14 protein-coding genes are annotated in these 13,191 nt (G+C 74.8%); 6 read left to right on the forward strand and 8 right to left on the reverse strand.

Annotation, left to right across the window (positions count from 1 at the left end; all coding sequences use genetic code 11):
- Positions 1-32 precede the first annotated feature (32 nt).
- Genes ABD437_RS14705 through ABD437_RS14725 form a run of 5 tightly spaced genes read right to left on the reverse strand, consistent with a single transcriptional unit; the run spans position 33 to position 4,722 of the window.
- Entirely contained in the window at positions 33-797 is a 765-nt protein-coding gene (locus ABD437_RS14705) for an ABC transporter ATP-binding protein (RefSeq protein WP_344649372.1), read from the reverse strand.
- The gene (locus ABD437_RS14710) at positions 794-1,804 is read right to left on the reverse strand and encodes a FecCD family ABC transporter permease (protein ID WP_344649373.1); all 1,011 of its coding nucleotides are present in this window, start codon (positions 1,802-1,804) and stop codon (positions 794-796) included. Before ABD437_RS14710 ends, ABD437_RS14705 begins: the two co-directional genes overlap by 4 nt.
- On the reverse strand, positions 1,801-2,544 hold the full coding sequence (locus ABD437_RS14715) for a class I SAM-dependent methyltransferase (RefSeq protein WP_344649374.1): 744 nt from the start codon (positions 2,542-2,544) through the stop codon (positions 1,801-1,803). Before ABD437_RS14715 ends, ABD437_RS14710 begins: the two co-directional genes overlap by 4 nt.
- Positions 2,541-3,539: an ABC transporter substrate-binding protein gene (locus ABD437_RS14720; RefSeq protein WP_344649375.1), complete on the reverse strand. Its 999-nt coding sequence runs from the start codon at positions 3,537-3,539 to the stop codon at positions 2,541-2,543. Before ABD437_RS14720 ends, ABD437_RS14715 begins: the two co-directional genes overlap by 4 nt.
- A gap of 10 nt (positions 3,540-3,549) precedes the next feature.
- Complete coding sequence (locus ABD437_RS14725; protein WP_344649376.1) at positions 3,550-4,722, reverse strand: MFS transporter; 1,173 nt, start codon at positions 4,720-4,722, stop codon at positions 3,550-3,552.
- A gap of 118 nt (positions 4,723-4,840) precedes the next feature.
- On the opposite strand from ABD437_RS14725, the gene ABD437_RS14730 reads away from it, so the two are divergent.
- Positions 4,841-5,851, forward strand: a complete 1,011-nt coding sequence (locus tag ABD437_RS14730; protein ID WP_344649377.1) for an LLM class flavin-dependent oxidoreductase — start codon at positions 4,841-4,843, stop codon at positions 5,849-5,851.
- On the opposite strand, the gene ABD437_RS14735 is transcribed toward ABD437_RS14730, so the two are convergent.
- Genes ABD437_RS14735 through ABD437_RS14745 form a run of 3 tightly spaced genes read right to left on the reverse strand, consistent with a single transcriptional unit; the run spans position 5,839 to position 8,629 of the window.
- Entirely contained in the window at positions 5,839-6,774 is a 936-nt protein-coding gene (locus ABD437_RS14735; RefSeq protein ID WP_344649378.1) for an ABC transporter substrate-binding protein, read from the reverse strand. The genes ABD437_RS14730 and ABD437_RS14735 overlap by 13 nt on opposite strands.
- Complete coding sequence (locus ABD437_RS14740; RefSeq protein ID WP_344649379.1) at positions 6,771-7,556, reverse strand: ABC transporter ATP-binding protein; 786 nt, start codon at positions 7,554-7,556, stop codon at positions 6,771-6,773. Before ABD437_RS14740 ends, ABD437_RS14735 begins: the two co-directional genes overlap by 4 nt.
- Complete coding sequence (locus ABD437_RS14745) at positions 7,556-8,629, reverse strand: FecCD family ABC transporter permease (RefSeq protein ID WP_344649380.1); 1,074 nt, start codon at positions 8,627-8,629, stop codon at positions 7,556-7,558. The genes ABD437_RS14740 and ABD437_RS14745 overlap by 1 nt, the downstream gene beginning before the upstream one ends.
- 231 nt (positions 8,630-8,860) lie before the next feature.
- On the opposite strand from ABD437_RS14745, the gene ABD437_RS14750 reads away from it, so the two are divergent.
- Genes ABD437_RS14750 through ABD437_RS14770 form a run of 5 tightly spaced genes read left to right on the forward strand, consistent with a single transcriptional unit; the run spans position 8,861 to position 13,188 of the window.
- Entirely contained in the window at positions 8,861-9,769 is a 909-nt protein-coding gene (locus ABD437_RS14750; RefSeq protein WP_344649381.1) for an ATP-binding cassette domain-containing protein, read from the forward strand.
- Positions 9,766-10,452, forward strand: coding sequence for an ABC transporter permease (locus ABD437_RS14755; protein WP_344649382.1), 687 nt, complete (start codon positions 9,766-9,768; stop codon positions 10,450-10,452). The genes ABD437_RS14750 and ABD437_RS14755 overlap by 4 nt, the downstream gene beginning before the upstream one ends.
- 2 nt (positions 10,453-10,454) lie before the next feature.
- A complete protein-coding gene (locus tag ABD437_RS14760; protein ID WP_344649383.1) occupies positions 10,455-11,540 on the forward strand; it encodes a sensor histidine kinase in 1,086 nt (361 codons plus the stop codon).
- Complete coding sequence (locus ABD437_RS14765) at positions 11,537-12,190, forward strand: response regulator (RefSeq protein WP_344649384.1); 654 nt, start codon at positions 11,537-11,539, stop codon at positions 12,188-12,190. The genes ABD437_RS14760 and ABD437_RS14765 overlap by 4 nt, the downstream gene beginning before the upstream one ends.
- A 26-nt stretch (positions 12,191-12,216) precedes the next feature.
- Positions 12,217-13,188 (forward strand): hypothetical protein, encoded by a 972-nt coding sequence (locus ABD437_RS14770; protein ID WP_344649385.1) that lies wholly within the window; start codon positions 12,217-12,219, stop codon positions 13,186-13,188.
- Positions 13,189-13,191 lie beyond the last annotated feature (3 nt).

Below are 13,191 nucleotides of genomic sequence, written 5' to 3' on the forward strand. Positions count from 1 at the left end.
GCCCCTCCGGGAGGAGGGGCGGCCGGGCCCGCTCAGGACGGACGTCGGATCCGGATGTCCGGCCGCCCGTCCGCGCCGATCGTCACCTCGGCCCGGACCTCGAACACGGCGGCGATCCGTTCCGGCGTGAGCACCTCGGCCGGCGTGCCCGCCGCCACGATCTCCCCGCGCGCCAGCAGCACGATCCGGTCGCAGTACTGCGCCGCCAGGTCGAGCCCGTGCAACGCCACGACCACCGTCACCGGCGACGACGCCAGCTGCTCCAGCAGGTCCAGCTGGTGCCGGACGTCGAGATGGTTCGTCGGTTCGTCGAGCAGCAGCACGTCGGGATCCTGGAGGAACGCACGGGCCAGGTCGACGCGCTGACGCTCGCCGCCGGAGAGCGACGACCAGGCCCGATCGCCGTACCCGGGCAGACCGGCCCGCTCCGCCGCGCGGTCGGCACCCTCCACATCGGCCGTGGTGACCGGAGCCAGCCGCGAGCGGTGCGGAATCCGCGCCAGCAGCAGCACGTCACGCACGGTCAGGTCGAGGTCCGCCGGCGTCTGCTGGGTCACGACCGCGACCCGCCGCGCGACCGTCCGCCGGGGCAGCGTGCGGCGGTCGGCGCCGTCGAGCCGCACCTGCCCGCCGGTCGGGTCACGCAGTCCGGCGAGCGTCCGCAGGAGCGTGGACTTGCCGGATCCGTTGGGCCCGAGCAACCCGACCGTGCTGCCGGGTTCCGCCACCAGGTCGACGCCGGACAGCAGGCGCCTCCCGCGTACGGCCACGGTCAGGTGCTCGCCGGTGACCCTCACGTCGCCGGCCGGCGTCGCAGGACCAGCGCGAACGCCGGCACGCCGACCAGGGCGGTCACCACGCCCACCGGGACCTCCTGCGGGGCGAACGCGGTGCGCGCCGCGGTGTCGGCCCAGACCAGGAACACCGCTCCGGTCAGCGCCGACGCCGGGAGCAGGCGCCGGTGGCGCGACCCGACCAGGAACCGGGCGGCGTGCGGCACCAGGAGGCCGACGAATCCGATCGCGCCGCTGCTCGCGACCAGCACCGCCGCCAGCAGGGCCGTCGTGGTGAACAGCAGCGCGCGGACCCGGCCGGGGTGGAAGCCCAGGGTCTGCGCGACGTCGGCACCGTAGGAGAACGCGTCCAGGGCCGGCGCCGAGGCCCAGCACACGAGCAGACCGGCCGCACCGACCCCCGCGCACAGCGCCACCGTCGGCCACGACGCCACCGCGAGTGACCCGAGCAGCCAGAACGTGATGCTCCGGGTGTTCTGGAGCGTGGCCTGCGACACCACGACCAGGCTCGTCACCGCCGAGAACAGCTGGCCGGCGGCGACCCCGGCGAGCACGATCCGGCCCGGCTGCGTCCACCGCGCCCCCGCGAGCAGCAGCGTGGCACCGAACGCGACGATCGCCCCGGCGAACGCGCCGAGCGAGAGCGCCGCCGCGCCGGTGCCCCAGCCCAGCACCAGCACGGCGACCGCACCGGTGGACGCCCCGCCGGAGATGCCCAGCAGGTAGGGGTCGGCCAGGGGGTTGCGCGTCAGCGCCTGGAGGACGGCACCGCAGACCGCGAGTCCGGCGCCGACGAGCGCGGCGAGCAGGACCCGGGGCAGCCGCAGGTCCCAGACGATGCTGTCGGTGAGCAGCGTCGGAGGGGCGACGGGCAGCCCGGCGCGGGCCGACAGGACCCGGAGCACCTGGCCGACCGACAGCTCGGCGACGCCGAGCGCGATCGCCCCGGCGAGGCTCCCGGCCAGCACGCACGCGCCCCCGACGAGCCACGCCGGTCCGCGCGGCGTCACCGGAGCGCGGCGACGACGAAGTCGTCCAGGTACTGCCAGACGGTGGTGGCCTCGGCGAAACCGGCCGTGCGCAGCGCCGCCAGGTGGAAGTCCAGCGGCGACCGGGGCTGCGGTGGCCGGTCGGCGAAGCGCTTCTCGCGGAGCTCGCGCAGCGCGGCGAGCTCGGGGCGGTCGTAGGCGAGGTCGTGCCAGGCCCGGTAGTCCAGGGCGCCGGCGGCGAACCCGGCCTCCCGGGTCTGCGCGTCGTGGCGCTCGGCGACCGCCTGGAACGCGGCCGGCAGGCCCGGGAGGTGATCGGCGTTGAGCAGCAGCCCGCCCGGCCTCACCAGCCGCGCCGCCGTCGTGTAGACGCCGAGCAGCTGCGCCGGGGAGAGCCAGTGCAGCGCGGTCGAGCTGACGACCGCGTCGAACCGCCGGTCCCCGACCGCGTTGTCCCAGTCCACGGCCACCAGGTCGACGTCGAGGACCTGCGCGCGGGCGGCCGGAAGCGCCGAGCGCGCGATCTCGAGCAGCATCGGGTCGTAGTCGACGGCGACGACGGTCGAGCCGGGCAGGGCGGCGAGCACCCGGTCGGAGAGCGCGCCCGGGCCGCACGCGAGGTCGAGAACCCGGACCTCGGTGCCCAGGTGGAGGCGGATCGTCTCGAGCATCACGGTGAAGCGTTGCTCCCGGTGGGCCACGTAGGCCTCCTGCTGGTCGTCCCACCGGCGCAACAGCGCGCGGGCGTCGTGGTCGTTCACGACCGCACCGTCCCGAGGCCGGCGCTGACCTGCTCGACGGCGTCGACGCTGCGGATCGAGGGATCCATCGACGAGCCGGACACGGTGACGAACCGGTTCCCGCGGACCGCGGTCAGCCGGGCCGTCGCCGGGTTCTTCTTCAGGTACGCGATCTTGGACGCGGCGCTGTCGCCGTCGCCGCCGCGGGTCAGGTCAGCGAGGACGATGACGTCGGGGTCGCGGCTCGCGATCGTCTCCCAGCTGCCCGCCGGCCAGGTCTGCTCGGCGTCGCCGTACACGTTGTCCAGCCCGAGCAGCGTGCTGATCGCGGCGGGCACACCGTTGCGCCCGGCGACGTAGGGCGTGCTGGTGCCGGAGTAGTACCAGAGCGCGGACGTGCCGTGCGACGACGTCCCCGTCGCGACCGCCGCGTCCAGGCGCTTCCGCTGCTCGGCGACCAGCTCGTCACCGCGGTCGGGAACGCCGAACAGCGTGGCGACCTCGCGGATCTGGTCGAAGAGCGCGTCGAACGTCATCGTCGCCCGGCCGTCGGCCGGGTTCTCGCACGCGAACGGGGAGAGGTAGGCCGGGATGCCGAGCGCGGCGTGGTCGGCGCGCGGGCCGGCGGCGTCGGGGGCGTACGCCGAGGTGAACGTCGAGTAGAGGAAGTCGGGCTTCGCCGTGAGAACCGCTTCGCGCGCCGGGTAGAGCTTCGCCAGCACCGGCACCGTCCGGTACTCGTCGGCGAGCGCGGGCAGCACGGGGTCGGTCTGGTACGACGTGCCGACCATGCGGTCGGCCAGCCCGAGCGACAGCAGGATCTCGGTCGCGTTCTGCTCGAGCGTGATCGCGCGCCGCGGCGCCGTCGTCACGGTCACGCGCTGACCGCAGTTCTCGATCGCCGTCGGCGCGGCGGACGCGGTGGTGTCACCGGCGTCGGTCGGCGGCCCCCCGCAGGCGGCCACGGCGGCGACCAACGTCGCCACCGTCACCACACCGATGAATCTGATTTTCATGTTCGTCAAGCTAGTCCACGGCGCCGACTCCCCGGAAGGCGGCCCCTCGACCCGCTGCCACCAGCGCGGACGTGGCCACGCCGGCGCTGGCGAGCAGGAGCGCGATCCGCACGTCGAACACCTCGGCGAGGACGCCGCCGAGCGCGGCTCCGAGCGGCTGACCACCCCACGCGATCATCCGCGCGGTCGTGTTGACGCGCCCCTGCAGTACGTCCGGAGTGGACTCCTGCCGCAGGACGATGCCGTTGAGGTTGACCAGGACGTGAGCGGCCTGCCAGGTGGCCAGGGCGACGAGCCCGCCGATCAGTGCGGTGCTGAGCGCCCACGCCGAGACCGCGGCCCAGCCGGCCACCAGCCCGGCCAGCGTGATCGAGCCGACCGCCAGCCGGCGCCGGATCGCCGGGAACAGCAGTCCGGCCAGGAGGCTGCCCGCGCCGGCCGCGGCGTAGAGCAGCCCGATCCGGCCGTCGCCCCCCTCGAGCCCCAGGTTGCCGACCGCGGCGACGACCACGAGGCCCAGCACGGCACCGCCGGTCAGGCTGTTGCCGACGCCGAGCAGCGTCAGCAGGCGGATCGCCCGGTGGTGCCAGAGGAAGCGCAGCCCCTCGGCGATCTCCGCACGCATCCGCCGTGGCCCCGGCGGGCCCGCGACCGGCGGCCGGGCGAGGCGGTGCAGCAGCACGGCCGCGACGACGAACGAGGCCGCGTCCAGGCCGAGCGTCCACGCCGGACCGACCACGCTCGTGCTCACTCCCCCGACGGCCGGGCCGGCCACCGTCACGATCGTGTTCGCGGTGGCGAGCCGGCTGGTCGCGCCGGCGATCCGGTCCCGGCCGACCAGCGCGGGCAGCACGCCGAACGTGGCCGCGTCGGAGAAGACGAACAGCGTCGCCACCCCGGTCGCGACGGCGAGCACGTGGGCCGGCGCGAGGACACCGAACGCGTCGGCCACCGGCACGGTCGCCAGCAGGAGTCCGCTCAGCAGAGCGGTCACGACGAGCGTCCGGCGCCGGTCCCACCGGTCGGCGAGCGCACCGGCGGGCAGGCCGAGCAGCAGGTACGGCAGCGCCTCGAGCGCGGTGGCCAGCCCGGTCAGCGCGGCGTTGCCGGTGCGCTCGTAGAGCAGCACCGGCAACGCGACGAGCGTGAGCGCCGAGCCGGCCCAGGACACCGTCCTGGCCACGAGGAAGCCACCGAATCCTCCCCGACGACGGGAACTCCCGGTGATCATTCGCCGCCCTCGCTATCTGAATATGATAGGCATTTTCACTATCCGACCGGATTCCTCGACAGGAGCGCCCATGTCCCTCTCGCGCCGCGTGACCGCTGCGCCGGCGATCGACCTGTTCCTCCTCGCCGGGGTCTTCTCCGGCGAGGAGGACGCCCACGGCGACGCCCTGCGCACCACCGTCGAGTACGCGGTCGCGGCCGAAGAGGCCGGGTTCGACGGCGTCTGGCTGGCCGAGCACCACTTCCTCACCTACGGCGCCTGCCCGTCCGCGGTCACCCTCGCCGCCCACGTCCTCGGCCGCACCCGCCGGATCACCGTCGGCACCGCCGCGGCGGTGCTGCCCACCCGTCATCCGGTGGCGCTGGCCGAGGAGACCGCGCTGCTCGCCGCGGTGTCCGGGAACCGGTTCGAGCTCGGCGTCGGGCGCGGTGGCCCCTGGGTCGACCTGGAGGTGTTCGGCACCGGCCTGTCCCGCTTCACCGACGGGTTCGCCGACGACCTCGACCTGCTCCGGGAGTGGCTCTCCGGTGCGCCCGCGGTGGGCGCCGACGGACCGGTCCACCGGTTCCGCCCGGTGCCGGTGGTCCCCCGCCCGCCGACGCCGCCACGGATCCGGGTCGCGGCGACGTCACCGGACACCGTCGACCTGGCCGCCGCGCGCGGTCTGCCGCTGCTGCTGGGCATGCAGGCGAGCCCGGAGGAACACCGGGTGCTGCTCGACCGCCACCCCGCACCCCGGCCCGCGGTCGCGCACCTGGCGTACGTCGCCGACACCGTCGACGAGGCCCGGGACACGATCATGCCGACGCTCACCGAGTGGGTCGGGCGCACCGGCGAGTACGTCCGGATCGACGGCAGCACCGGCTCCGGCCGGGACCCGGCCGCCTACGCCCGGCGGCTGCTGGACCTCCACCCGGTGGGCGACCCGCGGCTGTGCGTCGAGCGCCTGCGCCACTCGGCCGAGGTCACCGGCGCCGAGCGGCTCCTGCTCGCCGTCGAGGCCGCCGGTGACCGCACGCGGGTGCTGGAGTCGATCCAGCGCCTCGCCGCCGAGGTGCTGCCCGCCCTTCACACCCCGTAGGCCTGCGTCGCGACCTGCTCGATCAGCGTGACGACGTTGACGCCGCCGCCGCTGATCTCCCGGTTGGAGATGCCGAAGACCTCGGCGACGCCGAACTTCTCGCGCGCCGCGGCCACCGCCTCGTCGCCGCCCTCCGCGTCGTCGTAGGCGACGAACAACGCGTCGGGCTTCACGGTGAGGACCTTCTCCGCGCTGATCTCGGCGAAGTTCTCCGTCAGGCCGCCGAAGACGTTCGTCAGCCCGGCTCCTTCGAGGATGGCGTTGTAGTAGGACCCGGAGAGGGCGTAGACCTTGCCGTCGTAGAGCTGGATCATCGCGACCTCGGCCGGCGCGGCGCTCCCGCGCTGTGCCCGCGCCGCCGCGACCCGGCGCTCGAGTCGGGCGACGAGCTCGGTGGCCGTCGGCTCGACGCCGAAGATCCTCCCGAGCGCCTCGACGTCGGCGTAGACGGCGTCGACGGTGCCCGGGGCCGGCGCGTCCAGGCAGTAGCCGCCGAGCACGTAGGTGTGCCCGAGGTCGTCGGGGGTGGCGGTGCCCTGCTGGCCGGAGATCTGGTTCTCGTCGTTGGCCAGGAACAGGTCCGGACGCGCGGCGAGCACCGCCTCCCGGGCGGGCTGGAAGTCCGGGGAGACCGCGGTGGCGGTGAACCCGTCCGGGAGCGTCGCGTTGCTCGCGCTGACGTAACCGGTGACCCGGTCGGCGACACCGAGCGCGTCGAGCGTCCGGATCGAGGTGGCCCAGCCGAGCACCACGCGCCGCGGCGCGGCCGTGAACGTCTCGGTGCGACCGCAGCTCTCGACGGTGACGGGATAGTCGGCCCCGGTGGAGCGGGACACGTCCGCGGCGGCACCGTCGGTGCCGCCGCAGCCGGCGGCCGCGACGATCAGGGCTCCGGCGACGACGACCGCGGTCATCGTTCTCATGAGTTCTCCTCCAGACGAGAGGGCGCGGCGATCAGGAACGCCGGCTGCCCGGTGAGCGGGTGGGTGACGAGTGCGGCGCGCACGCCGTAGACCTCGCTGATCACCGCGGCGGTGAGCACCTCGGCGACCGGTCCGGACGCCACGACGCGCCCGGCGCGCAGCACGTAGATCCGGTCGCAGTAGGCCGCCGCGAGGTTGAGGTCGTGCAGTGCGGCGACGACCGTGACCCCGAGGCCCCGCACCAGTTCGAGGAGTTCGAGCTGCGCGGTGACGTCGAGGTGGTTGGTCGGTTCGTCGAGCACGAGGACGGGGGTGTCCTGGGCCAGCGCCCGGGCCAGGTAGACCCGCTGGCGCTCGCCGCCGGAGAGGCTGCTGACCGGCCGCTCGGCGAGGTGGTCGGCGCCGGTCCGGGCGAGTGCGTCGTCGACGGCGCGCCGGTCGTCGTCGCTCGCGCGGCCGAGCAGGCCCTGGTGCGGGACGCGGCCGAGGGCGACGACCTCACGGACGGTGAACTCGAAGTCGGTCGGGTCGTCCTGCATCACCACGGCAGCACGGCGGGCCGCCTGCCGGGCGGTCAGGCTCCACACGTCGGCGTCGCCCAGGAGCACGGCGCCGCGCGCCGGGCGCAGGGCCCGGTACACCGCGCGCAACAGCGTCGTTTTCCCGGAGCCGTTGGGCCCGAGCAGACCGACGAACGCTCCCGGCGGCGCGTCCAGCACGGCGTCGGCGACGATCGTGCGGCCGGCGAGCGCGACGTCGATCCCGGTGGCGTGGACGCGCATCAGCGGGTCCCGCGGCGGAGCAGCCAGAGGAAGAACGGGGCGCCGAGCGCGGCGGTGACGATGCCGATCGGCAGCTCCACCGGTGCCCGGACGGTCCGCGCGAGGAGGTCGGCCAGCGGCAGGAAGACCGCGCCGAGCAGCACGGCGCACGGCAGCATCCGGCGGTGATCGGCGCCCACCAGCAGCCGGGCCACGTGCGGCACCACCAGGCCGACGAACAGGATGCCACCGGAGACCGCGACGAGCGTTCCGGTCATCAGCGCCACGACGAGCATCAGCCCGAACTGGAAGCGTCCGACCGCGATGCCGAGCGCGCCGGCCATCTCGACGCCGGTGGCCAGCGCGTTGAGCCGGCGCCCCTGCGACAGCAGGCCGGCCGTCGCCGCGAGCACCACGGCGGCCGGCAGCGGCAGCTGCTCCCACCGGGCACCGGACACGCTGCCGAGGCTCCAGAACAGCACGCGGGTCACCTGGTTGGGCGTCGCGATCGTCTGCAGGAAGTAGGTCACCGCCGACACCAGATAGCCGACCGCGACGCCCGCGAGGACCAGCCGGGCCGGCGGCCAGTGACCGTGCTGCCGTCCGAGCAGGAACGTGGCCGCGAACGCGACCAGCGCCCCGGCGAACGCCGCCGCCGACAACGACAGGCCCGCCGTCGCGGACGCGCCGAGCACGATCACGCTCACCGCCCCGAGCCCGGCGCCGGGCACGACGCCGATCAGGTACGGATCGCCGAGCGGGTTGCGCACGACGGCCTGGATCACCGCGCCCGACACCGCCAGCCCCGCTCCGACCACGACGGCGAGCACCGCGCGGGGCAGCCGGGCCGTCCAGATGATCCGGTCGTCGACCGGGTCCGGGACGCCGCCGGACCGGCCCAGGTGGTGGGCGACGACCTCGAGAACGGTGCCCGGCGCGATCGGCACCGCCCCGACGGCGACCGCGAGCACCACGACGACGAGCAGCGCCGACGCCAGCCCGCCGAGGAGGGCGGCGAACCGGCGCGGCGACGCGAACGGCGGCCCGCCCGATCGCCGCGCGGTGGCGTCCGCGCGGGTCGGAGTGGTCGTCATCGTGGTCCCGTCGCTCGTGCCGACGGCAACGCACCGGTCGGATCCCGCGCTCGGCACTGTAAACGAAAATGAAAACGATCGTCAATAAGCCGGGGGGTCCTACGACCGAGGTCGTACGTCGTACGGCCGGGGAGGTAGCTCGCGGCCGGCTCGGATCCGACCCCGGGCGGTCGTGGCACAGCGGTCGGCTTCCTAGCGTCAAATCGTCACCGCGAACGACGGAGGGAAGCCATGATCGACGTCCTCGACGTCACCAAACGCTACGGACGCACGACGGTGGTCGACGGGCTCCGCTTCACCGTGGAGCCCGGACGGGTCACCGGGTTCCTGGGTCCGAACGGAGCCGGGAAATCGACGACGATGCGGATGATCGGCGGGCTCGACGCCCCGACGGCGGGCCGGGTCACCGTGGCCGGCCGCGCGTACGCCGAGCACGACGCTCCACTGCGGACGCTCGGCATGCTGCTCGAGGCCGGCGCGGCACACCCCGGCCGCACCGCCGAGGCGCACCTGCGCGCGCTGGCCGCCGCCGGTTCGCTGCCACGCCGCCGCGTCGACGACGTGCTCGCGATGGTGGGCCTCCAGAGCGCGGCGGGAACCCGTGTCGGCACGTTCTCGCTGGGCATGCGGCAGCGGCTCGGCATCGCGACGGCGTTGCTCGGTGACCCGGCCGCGGTTCTGCTCGACGAGCCGGTCAACGGGCTCGACCCCGATGGTGTGCGGTGGCTGCGCGAACTGCTGCGCGGGCTGGCCGCCGAGGGACGCACCGTGCTGGTGTCCTCGCACCTGATGAGCGAGATGACGCTCACCGCCGACCATCTGGTGATCATCGGCGCGGGGCGGCTGATCGCCGACGAGCCGCTCGAGGCGTTCGTGCGGCGGGCCGGCGACGGCGTGGTCGAGGTGCGGTCGCCCGACGCGGCCGCGCTGCGGAACCTGCTGCTCGGGCCAGGAGTGACGGTGAGCGCGAGCCGGCCGGGTGTGCTGGAGGTGGCCGGTCTGGACGTGGAGACGATCGCCGCGCGCGCGGCCGGCGCCGGCGTGCCCGTGCACGGACTGACCCCGCGAACGGCGTCGCTGGAGGAGGCGTTCATGGAGTTGACCAGGACCGCGAGCGAGTACCGGAGCGTGCCGCGATGACGTTCGGAGCGCTGAGGTCGGAGTGGGTGAAGCTGTGGTCGCTGCGGGCGCCGGTGTGGGCGGTCGCGACGGCGGGAGTGGCCGTCGTGGCCGGTGGGATGCTCGCGGCCGGGGCCGCGCCGCCCGGGGTCGACCCGCTGGTGGCCCGCCTGGAGGGTGTGCAGTACGCGCGGTTCGCCGTGGCGGTGCTCGGGGTGCTCGTGGCCACGTCGGAGTACTCGTCGGGGCTCATGCGGTGGACGTTCGCCGCGGTGCCGGCCCGCTGGCCGGTGCTGGTGGCGAAAGCCGTGGTGGTGGGTGGGGTGACCGCGCTCGTCGCGCTGGTCACCGTGCCGGTGGCGGTGTTCGCCGGGGGCCCCGGCCCGGTCTCTCCGGGTGACGCCGGCGTGCTGACCGCGCTGGGCGGCGCGGTCGGGCAGCTCGTCGGCATCGCGGTGTTCGCGCTGGGCACCGGGGCGCTGGTGCGGAACGCGGCGGCCGGGATCGGCATCGTGATCGGTGCGGTGGCGATCCTGCCGGGGCTGATCGGCACGGTGTCGGCGGACGCCGCGAGGTTCGTTCCCGGCCGGGCCGGGGAAGCGATGATGACGGACACCTTCTGGCCGAACGCCGCGATCCTGCTCGCCTGGGCCGCGGCCGGGCTCGCCGGTGCCGCCTACCTCCTGCGCCGAAGGGACGCGTGACGATGACGCCGACGGTCGCCGTGAACGTGGCGGTGGCCGTCGCGGTCGTGATCTGGGATGCCGGCAACGGCAGCGGGCTCCCGCTGGACGAGCGTGTGCTGGCCGCGCAGCTGGTGGTCACCGCGGCGGCGCTGCTGGTGCGGCACCGGGCGCCGGTGGCGGTGCTGGGGGTCCTGCTGGCGGTCGCGGTCAGCCGGTGGTGGGCGGCGGACGCGGCGCTGGTCGAGCCGGGACTGCTGGTCGGGCTGTACACGGTCGCGGTGCGGCGTCCGCGGTGGGCCGCGTTCGTGGCCTGTGGTTCGTACGCCGCGGTGGCGGTCGCCGGGGTGGCGCTGTGGCCGCGCACCGGCCGGTTGCCCGAGACGCCGGTGCTGATGGTCGCGACCGGGGTGGCCGCGGTGGCGATCGGGTTCGCGGTGCGGACACGGCGGGACTACCTCGCCGCGGTCGAGGACCGGGCCCGGCGGCTGGAGATCGAACGCGACCAGCGCGCACGACTCGCCGCGGCCGACGAACGGGCCCGCATCGCGCGCGAGATGCACGACATCGTCGCCCATAATCTGACCGTGATGGTCACGCTGTCCCACGGTGCCGCGGTGGCGGCGGCGGGCGGCCCCGCCGCCGACACCATGCTCGAGGTCGCCGAGGTGGGCCGCTCGGCGCTCGCGGACGTGCGCGGGCTGCTCGGCACGCTCCGGGACCAGCCCCGCGATCCGGCCCCGGGGCTGGGCGGCCTCGAGGTGTTGCTGGACTCGGTGCGCGCGGCCGGGCTGCGGGTGCGTTCGACGCTGACCGGCCCGGTGACGACGCTCGCCCCGGGACCGCAGGCGGCGGTGTACCGGTTCGTCCAGGAGTCGCTGACCAACGTACTGAAACACGCGGTCGACGCCACCGGCGCCGACGTCACGGTGCGGGTGTCGGAGGCGGAGTGCGTCGTCGAGGTGGTGGACGACGGATCCGCGGCGGTGGACGCGGAGCCCGGACACGGGCTGATCGGGATGCGTGAGCGGGCCGCGCTCTACGGCGGCACGGTGCGGGCCGGGCCGGATGCCGGTGGCTGGCGCGTTCTCGTGCGGCTGCCGCGATGATCACGATCCTGCTCGCCGACGACCAGGCGCTGATCCGCAAGGGATTCCGGCTCGTGCTGGCCGGCGAGGACGACTTCTCGGTGGTCGGGGAGGCCATCGACGGTGCGGACGCGGTACGGCAGGCCGCGCGGCTCGGGCCCGACGTCGTCGTGATGGACGTGCGGATGCCCGGCACGGACGGCATCGAGGCCACCCGACGGATCGTCGAGGCCGGTTCCGCGAAAGTGCTCATCCTGACGACGTTCGACCTCGACGAATTCGCGTACGCGGGCCTGCGTGCCGGAGCGAGCGGCTTCCTGCTCAAGGACGCGCCGCCCGGCGACCTGGTGTCGGCGATCCGGTCGGTGGCCAGCGGTGACGCGGTCGTGGCGCCGAGCGTCACCCGGCGTCTGCTGGACGCGTACGCCGACCGGTTGCCGGCACCGGGACAGGCGTCGGCGGACGATCCGCGGGTGGCCCGGCTCACGCCACGGGAGCGGGAGATCTTCGTGGCGATGGGCGAAGGCCTGTCCAACCCGGAGCTGGCGGACCGGTTCGTGCTCTCCGAGGGCACGGTGAAGACGCACGTCGGCCGGATCCTCGCCAAACTCGAGGTCCGCGACCGGGTCCAGGCGGTCGTCCTGGCCCACCGGGTCGGCCTGGTCCGCTGAGTTGCGGCAACTCCTACCCTTCCGATATGGACGCCATCGTGCTGGACGAATCGCCCCTCGAGCTTCCGCTGACGCTCGCGTCGCACGCCGCGAAGGACGGGCGCATCAGCACCGCGCACCTGCTGAAGGGCCTCACCTGGCACGGTGCGGACGAACCGCTGGCCGCGGTGGAGATGACGACGCTGGTGCTCGAGGCCCTGTTCCGCGCCCACGAGGCGGCCGGCCCGGGCCCGGACGACTCCCCGGCGACGCCGGAGCACACCTACCGGCTGGCCGGCCGGGAACTACCGCTGACCCCCGCCGCCCGGGCCGCCCTCGATCGCACCGTCGCCGCGGCCGGCGCCCGTCCCACGCCGGTCGACCTGCTGGCCCACCTCCTCGAGGACGAGGCGAGCCAGGCGGTCGAGGTGCTGCGGCTGGGTCAGGTCGACGTCCCCGCGCTGCGTACCGCGGTGGCCGCGGGACGCACGCCGGACTTCGTCGACCGGGTCGCGGAACCGCTGCGCCCCACCCGGGACGTCCTGATCGGTCGCACGCAGTACGGCGGCGGCGGTCTGCTGGGCCGGCTGAAGTCCGGGCTGAACAAGGTCGTCAAGATGAACCTGGCCCGGGTGCCGGTCTACTGGGCGCGCTCCGAGGCCGACGCCCAGGCCCATCGCCGCGGTTCCAAGCGCGCCCGCACCGACGACGTGATCCTCGCCATCCTGGCCACCCACGAGGTCGCGCAGCGGTACCCGTTCCTGGTGCAGGACGCCGCCGACAAGTACGGCGGCGGCGCCGTGCTGGCCGAGGCCGGCGTGACGTACGCGTCGGCGCTGGCCGCGGCCTCGTCGGCCGACCTGGGCACGGACGCCCACACCATCGACGCCCTGGCCCCGAAGGGCCCGGCCTTCCCGCCCGACACCGCCGACCTCCTCACCCGGCTGATCCGGACACCGGACACCAGGGCGGCCCGGCTGCTCGACGTCCTCGGCGTCCGGAACGCGGTGGGCACCTGAGGC

Source organism: Cryptosporangium japonicum (genome assembly GCF_039524755.1).
Taxonomy (GTDB): domain Bacteria; phylum Actinomycetota; class Actinomycetes; order Mycobacteriales; family Cryptosporangiaceae; genus Cryptosporangium; species Cryptosporangium japonicum.